The organism is Kitasatospora sp. NPDC040550 (assembly GCF_055594965.1).
This window is the reverse complement of sequence record NZ_JBVIWC010000003.1, coordinates 313,522-332,312: the sequence shown is the minus strand read 5'-3', so window position 1 is coordinate 332,312 and position 18,791 is coordinate 313,522. Positions and strand designations below refer to the sequence as shown.

Genomic DNA, 18,791 nt, shown 5'->3' with positions numbered 1-18,791 from the left:
CGCACCGCAAGGTGCGTGGGGCCCTTCGGACGAGCCTGACGGGGCAGGCAGGTCAGAGCATCAATTACTTGATGATCTTGGTGACCTGGCCGGCGCCGACGGTGCGGCCACCCTCACGGATGGCGAACTTGAGGCCCTCCTCCATGGCGATCGGCTGGATCAGCGCGACGGTCATGGCGGTGTTGTCGCCCGGCATGACCATCTCGGTGCCCTCGGGGAGGGTCACGACGCCGGTCACGTCCGTGGTACGGAAGTAGAACTGCGGGCGGTAGTTGTTGAAGAACGGGGTGTGGCGGCCACCCTCGTCCTTCGACAGGATGTAGGACTGGGCCTCGAAGTCGGTGTGCGGCGTGACCGAACCCGGCTTGATGATGACCTGGCCGCGCTCGACATCCTCGCGCTTGATGCCACGGAGCAGCAGACCGACGTTCTCACCGGCCTGGCCCTCGTCGAGCAGCTTGCGGAACATCTCGATGCCGGTGACCGTGGTGGTGGTCTTGGTCTCCTTGATGCCGATGATGTCGACAGTCTCGTTGACCTTGAGGATGCCACGCTCGATACGACCGGTGACGACGGTGCCACGACCGGTGATCGTGAAGACGTCCTCGATCGGCATCAGGAACGGCTGGTCCACGGCGCGGGCCGGGGTCGGGATGCTCTCGTCGACCGCGTGCATGAGGCCGAGGAGCTTCTCGCCCCACTCCTTGTCGCCCTCCAGCGCCTTCAGCGCGGAGACGCGGACGACCGGCAGGTCGTCGCCCGGGAACTCGTACTCGGAGAGCAGCTCACGGACCTCGAGCTCGACGAGCTCCAGGATCTCCTCGTCGTCCACCATGTCGGCCTTGTTCAGGGCGACGACGATGTACGGAACGCCGACCTGGCGGGCCAGGAGGACGTGCTCCTTGGTCTGCGGCATCGGGCCGTCGGTGGCGGCGACCACCAGGATGGCGCCGTCCATCTGGGCGGCACCGGTGATCATGTTCTTGATGTAGTCAGCGTGACCCGGGCAGTCGACGTGGGCGTAGTGGCGCGCCTCGGTCTGGTACTCGACGTGCGCGATCGAGATGGTGATACCGCGCTGACGCTCCTCCGGGGCCTTGTCGATCTGGTCGAACGGCGTGAAGGGGTTGATCTCCGGGTACGCGTCGTGCAGCACCTTGGTGATGGCCGCGGTCAGCGTGGTCTTGCCGTGGTCGATGTGACCGATGGTGCCGATGTTGACGTGGGGCTTCGTCCGCTCGAACTTCGCCTTGGCCACTGAGTCCTCCTGAGGACAGTTCCTGTACGCCGTGCTGACGTCAGTTGGTCTTTGATTCGGGCCCGGCCCGGGTGCCCGAAGCACCTCGCGCCGCCCCGTGGGTGTGGGGGGCCGGAGGTCCCGGGAGGATCCGGACGGATCCTCCCGGGTCGCCTCCTAACAGCCTAAGGGGTGTGAATCATCCCGAATATCGGGACGTCACTCGCCCTTGGACTTGGCGATGATCTCCTCAGCCACGGCCTTGGGGACCTCGGCGTACGAGTCGAACTGCATCGAGTAGCTCGCGCGACCAGAGGTCTTGCTGCGCAGGTCACCGACGTAGCCGAACATCTCGGAGAGGGGCACCAGCGCCGTGACGACGCGGGCACCGTGACGCTCGTCCATGGACCGGATCTGGCCACGGCGAGAGTTGATGTCGCCGATCACGTCGCCCATGTAGTCCTCGGGCGTGGTGACCTCGACGGCCATCATCGGCTCGAGGAGGACCGGCTTGGCCTTCTTCGCGCCTTCCTTGAAGGCCATCGAACCGGCGATCTTGAACGCGAGCTCGGAGGAGTCGACGTCGTGCGCCTGACCGTCGAGCAGGCTCACGCGGACACCCTGGAGCGGGTAGCCCGCGAGGATGCCGAACTCCATGGCCTCCTGGCAACCGGCGTCGACCGACGGGATGTACTCGCGCGGAACGCGGCCACCGGTGACCTTGTTGACGAACTCGTAGCCCTCGGCCTGCTCGAGCGGCTCGATCGCGATCTGCACCTTGGCGAACTGACCGGAACCACCGGTCTGCTTCTTGTGGGTGTAGTCGATGCGCTCGACGGCCTGACGGATCGTCTCGCGGTACGCGACCTGCGGCTTGCCGACGTTGGCCTCGACCTTGAACTCACGGCGCATACGGTCGACGAGCACCTCGAGGTGCAGCTCGCCCATACCCGCGATGATGGTCTGGCCGGTCTCCTCGTCCGTGTTGACCTGGAAGGACGGGTCCTCCTCGGCGAGACGCTGGATGGCGACACCCAGCTTCTCCTGGTCACCCTTGGACTTGGGCTCGATGGCGACGCGGATGACCGGGGCCGGGAAGTCCATGGACTCCAGGATGACCGGGTTCTTCTCGTCGGCCAGCGTCTCACCGGTGGTGGTCTGCTTGAGGCCCATGACGGCGACGATGTCGCCGGCGCCCACCGACTCGATCTCCTCACGCTTGTTCGCGTGCATGCGGTAGATCTTGCCGATGCGCTCCTTCTTGCCCTTGACGGCGTTCAGCACCGAGGTGCCGGACTCCAGGCGACCGGAGTAGATCCGGACGAAGGTGAGCTTGCCGAGGTGCGGGTCGGACATGATCTTGAACGCAAGGGCGGCGAGGGGCTCCTCGTCCGAGGCCTTGCGGGAGATCTTGGTGTCCGGGTCGTTCGGCTTGGTGCCCTCGATGGACTCGATGTCCAGCGGCGACGGCAGGTACTTGACGACCGCGTCGAGCAGGGGCTGAACGCCCTTGTTCTTGAAGGCGGTACCGCAGAAGATCGGGGTGAAGTCCGAGTTCAGGGTGCCCTTGCGGATCGCGTCCTGCAGCAGCTCGACCGGGATCTCCTCGCCCTCCAGGGCGAGCTCCATGACCGCGTCGCTGAAGTTCGACACGGTGTCGATCAGCTGCTCGCGGTACTCGTCGGCCTGGTCCTGCAGGTCGGCCGGGATGTCGACGATGTCGTACATCTCGCCCTTGGCGGCCTCGGCCGACCAGACCAGCGCCTTCATGCGGACCAGGTCGACAACGCCCTGGAAGTCCGCCTCGGCACCGATCGGCAGCTGCATCACCAGCGGGGTGGCGCCGAGGCGCTCCACGATGGTGTCGACGCAGAAGAAGAAGTTCGCGCCCGTGCGGTCCAGCTTGTTGACGAAGCAGATACGCGGAACGCCGTAGCGGTCAGCCTGCCGCCACACGGTCTCGGACTGGGGCTCGACACCGGCGACACCGTCGAACACCGTCACGGCACCGTCGAGGACGCGCAGCGAACGCTCCACCTCGACGGTGAAGTCGACGTGACCCGGGGTGTCGATGATGTTGATGGTGTGGTCGGCATCGTCGACGGTCCAGTGACAGGTCGTCGCGGCCGACGTGATCGTGATGCCGCGCTCCTGCTCCTGCTCCATCCAGTCCATGGTGGCAGCGCCATCGTGGACCTCACCGATCTTGTACGACACACCGGTGTAGAACAGGATCCGCTCGGTGGTGGTGGTCTTGCCCGCGTCGATGTGCGCCATGATCCCGATGTTGCGGACCTTGGCGAGGTCAAGGGAGGTTGCAGCCATGGTGGCTCGTTCTCTCTCTGTCTAGTGACGGGGTACGGACTACCAGCGGTAGTGCGCGAAGGCCTTGTTGGACTCGGCCATCTTGTGGGTGTCCTCACGACGCTTCACGGAAGCGCCCAGGCCGTTGCTGGCGTCGAGGATCTCGTTCATCAGGCGCTCGGTCATGGTCTTCTCGCGACGGGCGCGGGAGTAACCGACCATCCAGCGCAGCGCCAGGGTGCTGGCGCGGCCCGGACGGACCTCGACCGGAACCTGGTAGGTCGCGCCACCGACACGGCGGGACTTGACCTCGAGGGCCGGCTTGACGTTCTCCAGCGCACGCTTGAGCGTGACGACCGGGTCCGAGCCGGTCTTCTCACGGACGCCCTCGAGGGCGCCGTAGACGATCCGCTCGGCGGTGGAGCGCTTGCCGTGCAGCAGGATCTTGTTGACCAGCTGGGTGACGACCGGGGAGCCGTAGACCGGGTCGATGATGACCGGGCGCTTCGGGGCGGGGCCCTTACGAGGCATTCTTACTTCTCCTTCTTGGCGCCGTAGCGGCTGCGAGCCTGCTTGCGGTTCTTGACACCCTGGGTGTCGAGCGAACCGCGGATGATCTTGTAGCGGACACCAGGAAGGTCCTTCACACGACCACCGCGCACCAGCACGATGGAGTGCTCCTGCAGGTTGTGGCCCTCGCCCGGGATGTAAGCGGTGACCTCGATCCCGCTGGTGAGGCGCACACGGGCGACCTTACGAAGCGCCGAGTTCGGCTTCTTCGGGGTGGTCGTGTACACACGCGTGCAGACCCCACGGCGCTGCGGGGAACCCTTCAGCGCGGGAGTCTTGTTCTTCTCGACCTTGTCCTGCCGGCCCTTTCGGACCAGCTGCTGGATCGTAGGCACCGTTTCTCCGTTTTCTGTGTGCCAAGGCTTGGTGGAACTAACCTGCGGTGTCTCCCTTGCACACAACCCCGTGGTCGACCCACGCGGTCGGGTGTGTTGGGCTTTTTCCGACACGGAATCCCATGGCTGATGTACAGCGACGGCGCTCTACGCGCGGCGCGCTTTGAGGCGCTCCGGCTCGGCGCGGCGACCGGTGTGCATGCACGCACAAGGACCCGGGGACACCCCAGGCACAAGGTCAGAGCGTACCTAGCGCATGGGGCTCGGTCAAAACAAATGCAACGCCGCAGGTCGCGGCCTTCGGCCGGGTGTCGCCCCGGTGTCCCGTACGCGACCGGCCGGTGTCGGGCCGCCCTCCACCCGCTCTACCACAGTCGGCGGGCACCCGCCAGCGGGGCCGCCCTAGATGCCCAGCATGATCACCAGCAGCCAGAAGGCGCCGCCCAGGTAGCCGAGCACCAGCCCCAGCACCGCCGCCCAGTCCCCGTCCATGTTGCGCTCGCGGATCTGCTTGCGGGCGAGGTGGCCGGTGACCACCGCGGGCACCACCGGCAGCGCCAGGAAGCCGGTCAGGCCGCACACCAGGGAGACCACCGCCAGCACGCTGGTGGGCCGGGCCTGCGGCACCGGCGGCGGCACCAGGAAGGTCGCCGGGACGGGCTGCGCGGCCTGCAACGGCGCCGCCATCGGCCCGGACGGCAGGTCGGCCACCAACGCGGCCAGCTCGCCGTAGGTCACCGCCCGGGCGGCCGCCTCGTGGCGCTGCCCGTACTCCTCGGCGGACAGCCGGCCCTCGGCGAACCCGGCCTTCAACACGTCCACCGTCCGGTCCCGGTCGGCGTGGCCGGCCCGCATCGCCGACTGCGGGGTCGGCGCGGGCTGCCCGCCGGGCACCCTCCGGCCGTACCGATCGGCGGGGCGGGACTCGCCCCACGGTTGAACGGACATCCGCCACCTCCCGGGCGCCGCGGCACCCCCGCGCGCTCACTGGTCCTCATAGTGCAGGACGAACCGGGGAACTGAGTAGTTGCCGAATCCGACCGGCAGCTCCCGGAGATCACCGCCGTGCGGCGCGCCTCACCCGTTCGGCGGACAGGCTCAGGGGATGCTCAAAGCAGGCGACAGCCCGTCGGGCCGGTGCCACGCTGGGCTCCGGAGCACCCCCGCCACCGCACGTCCACCCCACGACCAGAGACAGAAGGCCGCCATGCAGGCGTCAGAACCGTCGCCCTCCGAACCGACCGCCGCCGACCGGCCCGGACCGGGCACCCCGTCCGCCGTCAGCATCCAGGGGCTGTGGAAGCACTTCGGCACCCAGGCCGCCGTCGCCGGGCTCAGCCTGGAGCTCCCGGCCGGGTCGTTCATCGGCCTGGTCGGGCCGAACGGTGCCGGCAAGACCACCACGCTGTCCATGGTCACCGGCCTGCTCCGGCCCGACCAGGGCACCGTGCTGGTGCACGGCACCGACGTCTGGGCCGACCCGGTCACGGTCAAGGCCCGGATCGGCATCCTGCCCGAGGGCCTGCGGATGTTCGAGCGGCTCAGCGGGCGCGAACTGCTCCAGTACACCGGCCGGCTGCGCGGCCTGCCCGGCGCCGAGGTGGACCGCCGCGCCGAGGAGCTGCTGGCCGTCCTGGACCTCGGCCGGGACGCCGACAAGCTGGTCGCCGACTACTCCACCGGCATGCGCAAGAAGATCGGGCTGGCCGCCGCGCTGCTGCACAACCCCGACGTGCTGTTCCTGGACGAGCCCTTCGAGGGCGTCGACCCGGTCTCCGCCCAGACCATCCGCGGCGTGCTCAAGCGGTACGCGGCGGCCGGCTCCACCGTGGTCTTCTCCAGCCACGTGATGGAGCTGGTCGAGCAGCTCTGCGACTGGGTCGCCGTGGTCAACGCGGGCCGGGTGATCGCCCAGGGCCCGCTGGACTCCGTCCGCGGCGGACGCAGCCTGCACGCGGCCTTCCTGGAGCTGATCGGCGTCCGCGAGGACGACGGCCAGGCCCTCGGCTGGCTCGGCGGCGGCCGCACCGGGGACGCCCGGTGACCGCCGGCACCGCGCCCGTCACCGCCGTGCCGGACGACCGGACGGTGGTCCGCGGCCTGGTCGCGCTCAAGCTGCGGCTGCTGCGCAACGGGCTGCGCCGCAGCCGGGGCCGGGCGGCCGTGTACGTCGTCGGCGGCGTCCTCGGCCTGGCCGTCGCGGGCCTGGTCGCCTTCGGCATGGCGATGCTCAACGGGCGCTACGAGGGCTCCGGCAACACCGGGGTGATGCTGGTCGGCGTGCTCACCCTGGGCTGGGCCGCGCTGCCGCTGTTCCTGTTCTCCAGCGACGAGAGCGCCGACCCGACCCGGCTCACCATGCTGCCGCTGCGGCCCGGCCCGCTGCTGCGCGGCTCGCTGCTGGCCTCGCTGATCGGGCCCGGTCCGCTGATCAGCCTGGTGCTGGTGACCGGCGCGGTGCTGTCCGGGGCCACCGGCGGCGCCTCCGCCGCCGCCGCGGTGGTCGCCGTGCCGCTCGCCCTGCTCTGCCTGGTCACGCTGTCCCGGGCGGTCGCGGCCGGGAACGCCCGGATGCTCTCCAGCCGGCGCGGCAAGGACTTCGCGATCTTCGGCGGACTGGCCTTCGCCCTGCTCGTCCAGGGCGCCAATGTCGGCTCGCAGAGCATCTTCGGCCGGCAGCACGGCCGGGACATCGACCTCAGCCCGCTCAAGCCGATCGCCGCGGTGCTGCGCTGGATCCCGCCGGTCAGCGCCGCCGACGCCCCCCGCAGCGTCGGCGCGGGCGAGTACGGGGCGGCGCTGCTCCAGCTCGCCGCGGCCGGCGCGCTGCTCCTCCTGCTGCTGCGCTGGTGGCGGGGCAGCCTCCAGGAGCTGATGGTCACCGCCGACTCCTCCACCCTGGAGGTGGCCCGCGGGGTGCAGAGCTCCCGGGGCTGGCGCTTCCTGCCCGAGGGCCGCACCGGCGCGGTGATGCAGCGCCACCTGCGGTACGCCTGGCGCGAGCCGCGGGCCAAGGCCGCGCTGTTCACCAGCGTCGGGATGACGCTGGTGATCTGCCTGCTGTCGGTGGTGCAGGGCTGGTCGAGCGTCTACCTGCTGGCGATGACCGGGACCTTCCTCGGGCTGCAGATGCTCAACCTGTTCGGCATGGACGGCTCGGCGTTCTGGATGGTCGCCGCCACCCTGCGCACCCCGGCCGACGCCCGGGACGAACTGCGCGGCCGGGCGTACGCGGTGCTGTCGTACGCCGTGCCGGTGACGGTGCTGCTCGGGCTGGTGCTGGCCGCCGTCACCGGCGGCTGGAGCGAACTGCCGTCCGCCCTCGGCCTCGCGCTGGCGGTGCTCGGCGGCGGCATCGCGCTCGGCTCGGTGTTCAGCGTGCTCGCGCCGTACACCATGCCGGCCGACAGCAACCCGATGCGCAACGCCGCCCCCGGGCAGGGCGGGCTGATCCTGCTCAACCAGTTCGGCTCGATGCTCGGCGTCGCGGTGCTCTCGCTGCCGGTCGGCGGCTACCTGCTCTGGGCGCTGCTCTCGGACGGGCCGACCTGGCCGCTGCTGCTGCTCGGCCCGGCCTACGGCGCCCTGGTCGCCACCCTCGGCATCCGGCTGGCGGCCCCCCGGCTGCTGGAGCGTGTGCCGGAGATCATGGCCAAGGCCATCGAGCGGTAGCCCGGTCGGCCCGGCCGCTCCGGCATCATGGGCCGGAGGGGCCGGGCCGTCGAGGAGAGCAGGGACACACCGTGGGCAAGCGCGCGCAGCAGGGCGACGGGAACGCCGGGCCGCTGCTGGAGCAGGCGGTGCGCTCGGTGCTCACCGTCCCCGACGAGGGACTGGACCTCGCCCTGGACACCGGGGCCTCGCTGCTGGCCGCCTCGGCCGGGCAGTGGCCGGCGGTCAGCCGGGCGGTGCTCGGGTACGCGGACACCGCGGTGGGCCGCTGCTGGTCGGCGGGCTGGCGCCCGGCCGACCTGGTGCGGGTGGTGCGGCGCGGGCTCAAGCCCGTCCACCTGGCGCTCGCGGTGGACCTGATCGCCGCCGAGGGCCGCCGCCACCCCGCCGCCACCCTGGACCGGCGCTGGCAGGAGCAGCTGCGCGAGCTGGAGGCCGAGGTCTGGTGGCCCGCCGACGAGCAGTACCTCGGCGCCTTCGCCCACCGCCACCGGCTGGACCGCTTCGCGCTCGCCACCGCCCTGCTGGAGCTGCTGCGCAGCTGGGGCCGGCTGCCCCCGATCGCCCCGGTCGGCCCCGCCCCCGGGCAGCCGGGGCAGGCCGGGCCGGTACGACGCCCGGCCGGGCCGGTGACCGGCGAGCCGCGGATGCTGGCGCGGATCCGTGCGCTGCTGGCCAAGGCCGAGTCCACCGAGTTCCCGGAGGAGGCCGAGGCACTGACCGCCAAGGCCCAGCAGCTGATGGCCCAGCACAGCATCGACGACGCGCTGCTGGCCGCCGCCGGGGCCGACCGGAACACCCCGGCGGCGCTGCGGATCGGCGTGGACAACCCGTACGAGGGGCCCAAGACGATGCTGCTGGACGCGGTCGCGGCGGCCAACCGGTGCCGGGTGGTGTGGGCCAAGGAGTTCGGCTTCTGCACCGTGATCGGCTTCGACGGGGACCTGGACGGCGTCGAACTGCTCTACACCTCGCTGCTGGTGCAGGCCACCCACGCGCTCAACAAGGCCGGGTCCGGCAAGGACTCGCGCAGCAAGGCGTTCCGGCAGTCCTTCCTGGTCGCGTACGCGGCCCGGATCCGCGAGCGGCTGACCGCCGCCACCGAGCGGGCCACCAGCGCCGCCGCGGCCGGCCGCCACCTGCGCGAGGACGGCACCGAGGAGCAGCTGCTGCCCGACGAGCGGCTGCTGCCCGCGCTGGCCGCCCGCTCGGCGGCGGTGGACGACGAGGTCGGCCGGCTGTTCCCGAAGCTGGTCTCCCAGCGGGTCCGGGTCAGCGACGGCGAGGGCTGGGCGGCCGGGCGGGCCGCGGCCGACCGGGCCGCCCTGCACGGGCGGGGCGAGATCCACGACCGGCCGTCCGCCTGATAGAAACGACCCGCCACGAACGAAGGGGGATTCGACGTGACGGAGTCGGCGGCGGAGTCCGGATACCGGGACCGGGTGCGCGGCGCGCTGCTCGGAGGCGCGATCGGCGACGCCCTGGGCTGGCCGGTGGAGTTCCAGCAGCTCCACCAGATCCAGGAGCGGTTCGGCCCGCAGGGCGTGACGGCGCTGCCGTCCGGGAGCGCCGGGTCGGTGGAGGTCACCGACGACACCCAGATGACGCTGTTCACCGCGGAGGGCCTGATCCGCGGCTTCGTCCGCGGCTGGTCCGGCGGCGGCGGCTCGGTGCCGGAGGCCGTGCACGGCGCCTACCGGCGCTGGCTGCGGACCCAGTACCAGGGCGCCCCGGACACCGGGCCGCAGCCGCGCCCGTACGACGGCTGGCTGCTCGGCCGGCCGTTCCTGTACGCGCGGCGGGCGCCCGGCAACGCCTGCCTGAGCGGGGTGTCCGAGCACCCGGAGTTCGAGGCGCCGGCCCCGATCGGGAGCCCGGGGCCGATCAACCCCGGCTCCAAGGGCTGCGGTTCGGTGATGCGCGCGGCGCCGTTCGGGCTGGCCCGGCTCGGGGCCGAGCAGTCCTTCGGGCTGGCCGTGCAGTGCGCCCAGCTCACCCACGGGCACCCGACCGGCTATCTCGCCGCGGGCGCCTTCGCGGCGCTCATCGAGCGGCTGGCGGCCGGGACGGAGCCGTGGGCGGCGGTCGGCGAGACGGTGGAGCAGATCCGCGAGCTGCCGAAGTCCAAGGAGACCGTGCAGGCGCTGGCCCGGGCGGTGCGGCTGGCCCAGGAGGCCGAGCCCTCGGCGGACACCGTGGAGCGGGTCGGGCTCGGCTGGATCGCCGAGGAGTGCCTGGCCATCGCGGTGTACTCGCTGCTGGCGGCCACCCTCGACCCCGATCCGGTGCGCACCGCGCTGCTGCTGTCAGTGAACCACTCCGGGGACAGCGACTCCACCGGTGCGGTCTGCGGCAACCTGGTCGGGGCCGCGTACGGCGCCTCGGCGCTGCCCGCCGACTGGGCCGGGGCGGTCGAGGGGCGGGCCGAGCTGCTGACGGTCGCGGACGACCTGCTGGTGCTGTTCGGCAGCCGCGACCCGGGCCACCCGGCGCTCGGCGGGCGCTACCCGGCCTGGTAGCCGGGCCCGCCTCGGTTAGCCCCGGGGTCGGCGACCTGACCGAGGAACACCGGCCGCCCGGTGGCGGTGTCCCGGATCAGGAACAGGAACGGCCGATCGACGTGCAGTTGGACGGGCCGGTCCGGGGCGGGCGCCGCCGCGACGCCGATCCCGACGCCGCTGCCGGCCGCCGCGACCGTGCCCTCCTCGTCGACCTGGACGGTGGCCTTCTGCACCACCGTGCTGACGGCGAGCGGCGGTTGCTCGGCGATGCCGCCGAGGTCGGCCTTGTCGAAGGCGGAGTGGACGCCGAGCGAGCGCAGTGCGGAGCTCAGCTCGTTCGAGGTGTCGAAGTGGAAGCGCGGCAGCTGGAGGTCGACCGGCCGTTCGGCGAGGGCGCCGAGGATCCGGTCGAGCTGGGGCTGGTCCAGCCCCTTGGTGAAGGCGGCGAAGCCGCCCTGCGCGGGGACGATCAGATCCATCGCCAGATTGCCGCCCTGGTAGGGGAGTTCCACGGCCTGCCAGGGCTCGCCGACGATCCCGCCGGAGCCGTCCGCGTACTTGAACTCACCGGCCTGGCTCATCGACGGGACGGCGGGGGCGGACCCGTCGAGCTTGTGGAACGGGCGGTCCGCGGTCTGCCCGGGCTTGAACTCCGAGGCCCACTTCGCCTTGAGGTAGAGCGCGTCGGTGAGGACCAGCCGGGTGTCGGCGTTGATCGCGTTCGGGGCGAAGAGGTCCTTGATCCGCCCCTCAGTGGCCTTCTCCACGGCGGAGTTGACGGCCTCGCGGGAGCCGTTCGGGTCCTTCCGGAAGTCGGTGGTGCGCACCCCGGCGTCGAAGGCGGTGGCGAGCGTGGCCAAGTAGTCGGGCCGCACCGCGAAGCCCTGCTGGGTCCAGACCTGGTCGCTCTGGCGCAGGGTGAGCCCGTCGGTGGCCGGGACGGGCCGGTCGAGCGCGCCGACGGCGAGGGCGTACTGCTTCGGGTCGAGGTCGGTGTGCAGGGCCTTGGCGAGTTCCTCGGCGGTGGCACCGCGCGCGCCGGGCAGCAGCATGGCGAGCACGGTGGACAGCCCGGACGGTGAGACCACCAGGTTCCGCCCGGCGGCGTCCGGCTTCGCGGTGAGGGTGTGCAGGAGGTCCAGGCCGAAGGCGTCGGTGGCCTTGGCGGTGGCGGCCACCGAGGCCTGGTCGACGGCGGGCCGGGTGGCCGGGGCGGAGGCCCGCTGCTCGCCGGTGGCGGCGGTGCCGGTGCTGCCGCAGCCGCTGACCAGCGGTGCGGCGAGCGCCGCGGCGAGGAGCAGTGCCGCGGGACGGCGGGGCGGGCGACGACGGGTTCCGCTGCTGCTGTTCGTCATGGCCCTTCGACGCGGCGCCCCGCCGGCCGGTTCCGGCTCAGTCCCAGAGCGCGCCGAACTCCAGCAGTTCGTCCCGGTGCTCGATCCGCTCCACCCACTCCGCGGGCCAGACCGCCTCGCCGTGGTGGGCGCCGGCGAAGGCGCCGGTCAGGCAGGCGAGCGAGTCGGAGTCGCCGGAGCTGTACGCGGCCCGGCGGACGGCGGCCACCGGGTCGTCGGGCATCAGCAGGAAGCAGAGCAGGCCGGTGCCGAAGGCCTCCTCGGCGACCCAGCCCTCGCCGGTGGCCAGGCAGGGGTCGGCCTCGATGTCGGGGGCGGCGAGGGCGGCCTGCACCTGGTCGAGGACCTTGAGGCAGTCGTCCCAACCACGGGCGAGGACGGCCTGCGGAGAGGCGCCGTACCAGTGGTCGGCGAGGTCGCCGAGCCAGAACTCGTCGTAGCGCTCGCGGCTCGCCAGCGCGTACGCCCGCAGCACGGCGGGCAGGCCGGCGGGCGGGACGTCCTCGGCGAGCTTGCGCACGGCGTACGCGGTGAGGTCGCTGGCGGCGAGCGCGGTCGGGTGGCCGTGGGTGAGCGCGGACTGGAGCTGGGCGGCGCCGGAGAGCTGCCGGGCGTCCAGGTCGCGGATCAGCCCGATCGGGGCGACCCGCATGTTGGCGCCGCAGCCCTTGGAGCCCACGTCGCTGGCCTGCTGCCAGCGGTACGTGTCGTGGCTGAGCCGCTCGCAGGCGCGCAGGCAGGTCATGCCGGGGGCGCGGTTGTTCTCCGGGGAGCGCCACCAGTCGACGAACTCCTCGCGGACCGGGCGCTCCAGCCGCGGCGGTGTCAGCGGCCCGCGCGCCAGGGCGGTGCGCAGGCCGCGGGCGAGGGCGAGGGTCATCTGGGTGTCGTCGGTGACCAGTGCCCTGTCCGGTAGCGGGAGCCGCCGCCAGTCCGGGTGGTCGGCGGCGATCCGCTCGACGTCCTGGAACTCGGTCACCCGGCCCATCGCGTCGCCGATCGCCAGCCCCAGCAGTGTCCCCGTCGCCTTGCCCACGGCCTTCTCCCCCGCTTCCCGTCACACGTCGACCACCAGCTCCTTGAGCCCGCGGATCACGTAGCCCGGGTTCCACTCGGGCTCGCGGACCAGCCGCAGGCCCGGGGCCCGGCGCAGCAGCGTGCCGTAGGACTCGGTGAGCTCCAGTCTCGCAAGGGGGGCGCCGAGACAGAAGTGGATTCCGGCGCCGAAGGTGACGTGCGGGTTCTCGGTGCGGCCGAGGTCGAGGCGGTCGGGGTCGGCGAAGCGCTCCGGGTCGCGGTTGGCGGAGCCGAAGAGCAGGGCGATCTCGGCGCCGCGCGGCACGGTGACCCCGCGGACCTCGATGTCCTCCAGTACCCAGCGTTCGAACATCTGCAGCGGGGTGTCCCAGCGCATCAGTTCCTCGACGGCGGTGGGCAGCAGTGCGTCCACCGAGCCGCGCAGCCGGGCGAGTTCGCCGGGGTGGCGGAACAGCGCCCACCAGCCGTTGCCGGTGGTGTTGACGGTCGCCTCGTGGCCGGCGTTGAGCAGCAGCACGCAGGTGGAGACCATCTCCTGCTCGCTGAGCGCGTCGGAGCCCTCCTGGGCCTGGATCAGCGCGCTGATCAGGTCGGTGCCCGGGTTCCCCCGGCGCTCGCGGATCAGGGCGCGCAGGTAGTCGGAGAACTCGATGCTCGCGGTGACGGCCCGGCGGGCGGCCTCCTCGCTCGGGTTGAGCTCGAACATCCCGGTGATGTCGGCGGACCAGGGGCGCAGCAGGTGCCGGTCGCCCTCCGGCACGCCGAGCATCTCGGCGATCACGGCGACCGGCAGCGGCTCGGCGACGGCGGAGATCAGGTCGCCGCCGCCGGCCGCGAGCAGGTCGTCGACGAGTTCCCCGGCCAGCCGCCGGACGGTCGGCCGCAGCCCTTCGACCATGCGCGGGGTGAAGGCCTTGGAGACCAGCCGGCGGATCCGGGTGTGGTCGGGGGCCTCCAGGTCGAGCAGCCCGTGGTCGTTGAGGGTGTGGAAGGGCTCGTGCGCCGGGTCGGGCTCGGGGCGGCCGAACTCCTGGTGGCTGAACCGGTGGGTGTAGGTGCGGCCGAGCCGCCGGTCGCGCAGCAGGGCGCTGACGTCCTCGTGGCGGGAGACCAGCCACTGGTTCGTCGGCTCGTGGTACGTCACCGGCGCGTGCTCGCGCAGTTCGGCGTACGCGTCGTACGGGTGGGCCACGAACTCCGCCGACCAGGGGTCGAACTTCGCCGTCGTCGTCATCGGTCGATCACTCCAGGCCGTGAGGGGAAGCCGGGAAGATCATCGTATGCATGCGGTACGTCCGTAAAGGGCGTCCGTCAAGGGCATCCGTCAAGCGGCCTCACGCCCCTTCCGGCCTCACGCCCCTTCCAGCACCAGCCGGCGCACCAGCTTCGGCAACGCGGCGGAGATCGGCTCCCGGATCACCTCGGCCGCGGCCGCGTCGTACGGCGTCTCCTCGCCGTTCACGATGATCAGCTTCGCCCCGCCGCGCACCGCGTTGTACGGCAGCCCGGCGACCGGGAACACCTGGAGGCTGGTGCCGACCGCGATGAAGACGTCGCAGGCCCGGGCGACGGAATCGGCCTGGCCGAGCACCTCCTGGTCCAGGTTCTCGCCGAACATCACGATCCGCGGCTTGAGGATGCCGCCGCACTCCCGGCAGTCCGGGTCCGGCTCCCCCGCCTCGACCCGGGCCAGCGCCTGGGGCATCGACCCGACCGCCCGGCAGCTCAGGCACTGGGTCTCCCGCACGTTGCCGTGCAGTTCGAGCACCTTGCGGGCGGTCAGACCGGCCCGCTGGTGCAGCCCGTCGATGTTCTGGGTGAGCACCCGCAGCGGCAGCCCGGAGCGCTCCAGGTCGACCAGCGCGCGGTGCCCGGCGTTCGGCTCGGCAGCCAGCTCGGCCGTCTCCAGCCGCATCCGCCAGGCCCGCTCGCGCACCGCGGAGTCGTCCCGGTACGGGCCGATGGTGACCAGTTCCTCGGCCGACGGGTCCTTGCGCCACAACCCCTGCGGGCCGCGGTAGTCGGGGATGCCGGAGTCGGTCGAGATGCCCGCGCCGGTGAGCACGGCGATCAGGGGGCGCTTCTGGTTCATACCCCGGACGGTACGGGCGGCGGGGCACGGCGGCCACCGATAATCCGGATGCGTCCGGCCAACTCCCGCCGCACACTGGGCCGGTCACCCACCGTTGCCGTGAAGGAGCCCCGTGCAGGGAGCAGTCAGCGTCTCGCCCGCCCAGATCCCCGAGCTGTTGCTCGGCCTGGCCACCGTCCGCCCGGTCTTCCTCTGGGGCGCCCCCGGGATCGGGAAGTCCTCCCTGGTCAGGGCGTTCGCCGAGTCGCTCGGTCTGGAGTGCGTGAGCCTGGTCGGCACCCAGCTCGCCCCGGAGGACCTGATCGGCGTCCCGCAGCTCACCCCCGAGGGCCGCTCCCGGTTCTGCCCGCCCGAGCAGATCGCCCGCGACGAGCCGTACTGCCTGTTCCTGGACGAGCTCAACGCGGCCTCGCCGGACGTCCAGAAGGCCTTCTACTCGCTGATCCTGGACCGCCGGATCGGCTCCTACGAGCTGCCGCCCGGCTCCATCGTGATCGGCGCCGGGAACCGCGCCACCGACGGCGCACTCGCCCGCCCGATGGCCTCCGCGCTGGTCAACCGCATGGTCCACGTCCACCTGCGGGCCAGCGCCGAGGACTGGCTGCGCTGGGCCGCCGGCGCCGGGATCCACCCCTGGATCCTCGACCACCTCACCGACCGGCCGGACCACCTGTGGTCCGCCCCGCCCAAGACCGAGGAGCCGTTCTCCACCCCGCGCGCCTGGCACATGCTCTCCGACGCGCTGAACTCCTTCGGCCCCACCCTGGACGAGGAGACCCTCAAGGTGGTCGCGTACGGGCTGCTCACCCCGCAGCACGCGATCGCCTTCTGCGGCTACGCGAAGATCGTCCGCAACTCCTACGGCCTGGAGGCGATCCTCAAGGGCGACGCCCGCTGGCCGCACCGGCTGGAGGACCGCGACCTGCTCTACTACCTGGCCGACGCCTTCCGCGGCCGGCTGGTCAAGGAACTGCCCGCCAGCAAGGAGCACGCCTCCGGGGCGCAGCGGCAGACCGCCTTCCGGGCCAAGTCGCTGCTGGTGCAGCTGGCCGAGATCTCGGTCGAGGTCGCCCAGACGGTGATCGCGGACGGCGCGGACGGCAACCCGGTGCTGCCCTCCTGGTTCCTGATCGAGGCCGCCCGGGACATGCCCCGGCTGGTCGAGGCCCGCCGGTGAAGCGGTCCGCCAAGGCCGCCGCGAAGAAGCCCGACCCGGGCGCCGAGGCCTTCGACGAGGGCGTCCGGCTGCTGCGCGGCAACCCGGCCCTGGCCGCCCTGCGGGCCGACGTCTGCCGTTCCGAGGAGTGCACCACCGCCCCGCCCGACGGCTGGGCGGTGGTCGACTCCGACGGCACCCTGCACGTCAACCCGCGCCGCCGGGCCGAACCCGAGGAGTGGGCCTGGGTGCTGGCGCACGGCCTGCTGCACCTCGGCTTCGGCCACCTCCCGGGCGACCGCGGGACCCGCACCCAGCCCGACCCGTACCAGCGCGCCGCCCGCTGCGCCGTGGTCAACCGCTTCCTCGCCACCTTCCCGGTCGGCCGCGCCCCGGTCACCCTCCCGCAGGAGTACCCGGGCGGGGACGAGGAGGAGCTGGCCGAGCGCTGGCGCCGCGACGGCCTGCCCGTGCCCGCCACCGCCGGGACGGCCGGCACCGCCGAGTGCGACCAGCTGCTGGTCGAGTGGCGCGGGCACGGGCGGGCCCGCGAGGACTGGCCGACGGCCTTCGCGGCCGCCCTCACCCGCACCATGTCCGCCGCGATGGACCGGGCCGGCGGCCGGATCGACGCCGAGACCGGCGAGCGCCTGCCCGAGCGGCCCTGGAACCGGGCGCTCAACTGGTTCGTCTCCTCGTACCCGCTGCTCGGCGGCATCGCGGCCGGCCTCACCGTCGTCGCCGACGCCGAACTCGCCCGGGCGCACGGCATCGCCGTCGCGGCCGTCAACGCCGAGGCCGCCGAGATCTACGTCAACCCGCTGCGCCACCACTCCGACGAGGAGTGGCGGTTCATCCTCGGCCACGAGATCCTGCACGCCGCCCTGCGGCACGGCGAGCGCCGCGGCGGGCGGGACCCGTTCCTGTTCAACGTCGCCGCCGACTACGTCATCAACGGCTGGCTGCTGGAGATGAACGTCGGCGAGATGCCCGACGGGCTGCTGCACGACCCGCAGTTGAAGGGCCTGTCGGCCGAGGAGGTGTACGACCGGATCGCCCGCGACCAGCGCCGGATCCGCCGGCTCGCCACCCTCGCCGGGAAGAACCGCCCGGACATCCTCGGCGAGCCGCTGGGAGCGCCGCGGGACTACGTCGACCTGGACGACTTCTACCGGCGCGGCCTCCAGCAGGGCTTCGAGCTGCACGGCCGCGAACGCGGGCTGCTCCCGGCCGGGCTGGTCGAGGAGATCCGCGCGCTCGCCCACCCGCCGCTCCCCTGGGACGCGCAACTGGCCCGCTGGTTCGACGAGTTCGTGCCGCGCCCGGAGCCGGTGCGCAGCTACTCCCGCCCGGCCCGCCGACAGTCCGCCACCCCGGACATCCCCCGGGCCGGCCGCTACCACCCCGAGGAGGAGGTGCCGCGCTGCACCTTCGGGGTGGTCCTGGACACCTCCGGCTCGATGGACCGGACGCTGCTCGGCAAGGCGCTCGGCGCGATCGCCTCCTACGCCGCCGCCCGGGACGTCCCGGCCGCCCGGGTGGTGCACTGCGACGCCGCCCCGCACGACGCCGGGTACCTCCCGGTCGAGGAGATCGCCGGGCGGCTGCGGGTGCACGGGCGCGGCGGCACCGTCCTCCAGCCGGGCATCGACCTGTTGGAGCGGGCCGAGGACTTCCCGCCCGGGGCGCCGGTCCTGGTGATCACCGACGGCATGTGCGACGTGCTGCGGCTGCGCCGGGAGCACGCCTTCCTCGTCCCGCGCGGAGCCGGGCTGCCGTTCACCCCGCGCGGACCGGTCTTCCGGATGAGCTGATGAGCCGATGAGCCGGCGGGCGGTCAGGCCAGCGCCAGGGCAGGGGCGGCGGCGGTCCGCACCAGCGGGGACAGCGCCACCAGGTAGCAGGCGGCGGCCAGCGGGATGAAGGCCAGGTCGGCCGCCGAGGCGACGGTGCCGACCAGCACCAGCACCGGGCTCCACCAGCGCAGCGTCCGGGCCGCGCCCACCGAGGCGGCGACCAGCAGGGCCAGCAGGCCGACGTAGAACAGCAGCGGGCCGACCTGGTAGACGGCCGGGAGCACCCCGGGGACGGACTGCACCCGGTCGAACAGCCGCGACTGCTCGGCCTTGTCCGCCGCGGCCAGGCCGACGCACAGGTCGATCCCGATCTGCGCCAGCGAGGCCGCCAGGCCCGCGAACGCCGTCCCCAGCGCGGCGTTCGCGGCCAGCCGCCCGGCGGTGGTGCCGCGCGGGGCGAGCAGCCGGCGCAGTGCGAGGAAGACCGGGGCGAACAGCAGCAGTCCGGCGAACATCGCGGTGTGGCCGAGCGTCCAGCCGAGGCCCGGTTCGCGGGAGCCGGGCACCAGGCGGATGCCGCCGTACAGGGCCATCAGGGCGGGGGCGCCGACGGCGGCGTAGGCGGTCAGGCGGGTGGTCCGGGCCTTCCGGCTGTTCCGCGTGCTCTGCGTGTTCCGGGTGTTCCGGGTGTTCTGGAGGTTCCGGGTGGTGTTCATCTGACGATCTCCTGCGGTG

16 protein-coding genes are annotated in these 18,791 nt (G+C 72.5%); 6 read left to right on the top strand and 10 right to left on the bottom strand.

The annotated features are described in order from the left end of the window. Positions 1 to 64: 64 nt before the first annotated feature. The 5 genes from tuf to ACZ58X_RS06745 form a co-directional block, all read right to left on the bottom strand. Entirely contained in the window at positions 65 to 1,258 is a 1,194-nt protein-coding gene (tuf, locus tag ACZ58X_RS06765; RefSeq protein WP_031063092.1) for an elongation factor Tu, read from the bottom strand. 198 nt (positions 1,259 to 1,456) lie between these two features. Continuing rightward, positions 1,457 to 3,562 carry an elongation factor G gene (gene fusA, locus ACZ58X_RS06760; RefSeq protein WP_470332600.1) on the bottom strand — a complete coding sequence of 702 codons (2,106 nt, stop codon included), beginning with the start codon at positions 3,560 to 3,562 and terminating at the stop codon, positions 1,457 to 1,459. A gap of 39 nt (positions 3,563 to 3,601) precedes the next feature. Continuing rightward, positions 3,602 to 4,072 (bottom strand): 30S ribosomal protein S7, encoded by a 471-nt coding sequence (gene rpsG / locus ACZ58X_RS06755; RefSeq protein WP_030055803.1) that lies wholly within the window; start codon positions 4,070 to 4,072, stop codon positions 3,602 to 3,604. A 2-nt stretch (positions 4,073 to 4,074) separates the two neighbouring features. After that, on the bottom strand, positions 4,075 to 4,446 hold the full coding sequence (gene rpsL / locus ACZ58X_RS06750; protein ID WP_014144289.1) for a 30S ribosomal protein S12: 372 nt from the start codon (positions 4,444 to 4,446) through the stop codon (positions 4,075 to 4,077). A 402-nt stretch (positions 4,447 to 4,848) separates the two neighbouring features. Beyond that, positions 4,849 to 5,394 carry a DUF1707 and DUF4190 domain-containing protein gene (locus ACZ58X_RS06745; RefSeq protein WP_470332599.1) on the bottom strand — a complete coding sequence of 182 codons (546 nt, stop codon included), beginning with the start codon at positions 5,392 to 5,394 and terminating at the stop codon, positions 4,849 to 4,851. Between the two features lie 259 nt (positions 5,395 to 5,653). Between ACZ58X_RS06745 and ACZ58X_RS06740 the strand changes: the two genes are divergently transcribed. The 4 genes from ACZ58X_RS06740 (at position 5,654) to ACZ58X_RS06725 (ending at position 10,637) form a co-directional block, all read left to right on the top strand. Then, on the top strand, positions 5,654 to 6,490 hold the full coding sequence (locus ACZ58X_RS06740) for an ABC transporter ATP-binding protein (protein ID WP_470332598.1): 837 nt from the start codon (positions 5,654 to 5,656) through the stop codon (positions 6,488 to 6,490). Next, complete coding sequence (locus ACZ58X_RS06735; RefSeq protein WP_470332597.1) at positions 6,487 to 8,118, top strand: transporter; 1,632 nt, start codon at positions 6,487 to 6,489, stop codon at positions 8,116 to 8,118. Before ACZ58X_RS06740 ends, ACZ58X_RS06735 begins: the two co-directional genes overlap by 4 nt. Positions 8,119 to 8,189: 71 nt before the next feature. Further along, entirely contained in the window at positions 8,190 to 9,485 is a 1,296-nt protein-coding gene (locus ACZ58X_RS06730; RefSeq protein ID WP_470332596.1) for a DUF2786 domain-containing protein, read from the top strand. 36 nt (positions 9,486 to 9,521) lie between these two features. Further along, positions 9,522 to 10,637 (top strand): ADP-ribosylglycohydrolase family protein, encoded by a 1,116-nt coding sequence (locus tag ACZ58X_RS06725; RefSeq protein ID WP_470332595.1) that lies wholly within the window; start codon positions 9,522 to 9,524, stop codon positions 10,635 to 10,637. On the opposite strand, the gene ACZ58X_RS06720 is transcribed toward ACZ58X_RS06725, so the two are convergent. The 4 genes from ACZ58X_RS06720 to ACZ58X_RS06705 form a co-directional block, all read right to left on the bottom strand. Further along, positions 10,622 to 11,974: a serpin family protein gene (locus ACZ58X_RS06720; RefSeq protein ID WP_470332594.1), complete on the bottom strand. Its 1,353-nt coding sequence runs from the start codon at positions 11,972 to 11,974 to the stop codon at positions 10,622 to 10,624. The genes ACZ58X_RS06725 and ACZ58X_RS06720 overlap by 16 nt on opposite strands. A gap of 37 nt (positions 11,975 to 12,011) precedes the next feature. Beyond that, positions 12,012 to 13,010: an ADP-ribosylglycohydrolase family protein gene (locus tag ACZ58X_RS06715; protein WP_470332593.1), complete on the bottom strand. Its 999-nt coding sequence runs from the start codon at positions 13,008 to 13,010 to the stop codon at positions 12,012 to 12,014. 21 nt (positions 13,011 to 13,031) lie between these two features. Beyond that, positions 13,032 to 14,246 carry a cytochrome P450 gene (locus ACZ58X_RS06710; RefSeq protein WP_470332592.1) on the bottom strand — a complete coding sequence of 405 codons (1,215 nt, stop codon included), beginning with the start codon at positions 14,244 to 14,246 and terminating at the stop codon, positions 13,032 to 13,034. A 117-nt stretch (positions 14,247 to 14,363) separates the two neighbouring features. Continuing rightward, the gene (locus tag ACZ58X_RS06705; RefSeq protein WP_470332591.1) at positions 14,364 to 15,104 is read right to left on the bottom strand and encodes an SIR2 family NAD-dependent protein deacylase; all 741 of its coding nucleotides are present in this window, start codon (positions 15,102 to 15,104) and stop codon (positions 14,364 to 14,366) included. 112 nt (positions 15,105 to 15,216) lie between these two features. Between ACZ58X_RS06705 and ACZ58X_RS06700 the strand changes: the two genes are divergently transcribed. Continuing rightward, complete coding sequence (locus ACZ58X_RS06700; protein ID WP_470332590.1) at positions 15,217 to 16,281, top strand: ATP-binding protein; 1,065 nt, start codon at positions 15,217 to 15,219, stop codon at positions 16,279 to 16,281. Continuing rightward, the gene (locus tag ACZ58X_RS06695; protein ID WP_470332589.1) at positions 16,278 to 18,074 is read left to right on the top strand and encodes a vWA domain-containing protein; all 1,797 of its coding nucleotides are present in this window, start codon (positions 16,278 to 16,280) and stop codon (positions 18,072 to 18,074) included. The genes ACZ58X_RS06700 and ACZ58X_RS06695 overlap by 4 nt, the downstream gene beginning before the upstream one ends. Before the next feature lie 23 nt (positions 18,075 to 18,097). Here the strand turns inward: ACZ58X_RS06695 and ACZ58X_RS06690 are convergent, their stop codons facing one another. Then, positions 18,098 to 18,772: a hypothetical protein gene (locus tag ACZ58X_RS06690; protein WP_470332588.1), complete on the bottom strand. Its 675-nt coding sequence runs from the start codon at positions 18,770 to 18,772 to the stop codon at positions 18,098 to 18,100. Between the last annotated feature and the right edge of the window lie 19 nt (positions 18,773 to 18,791).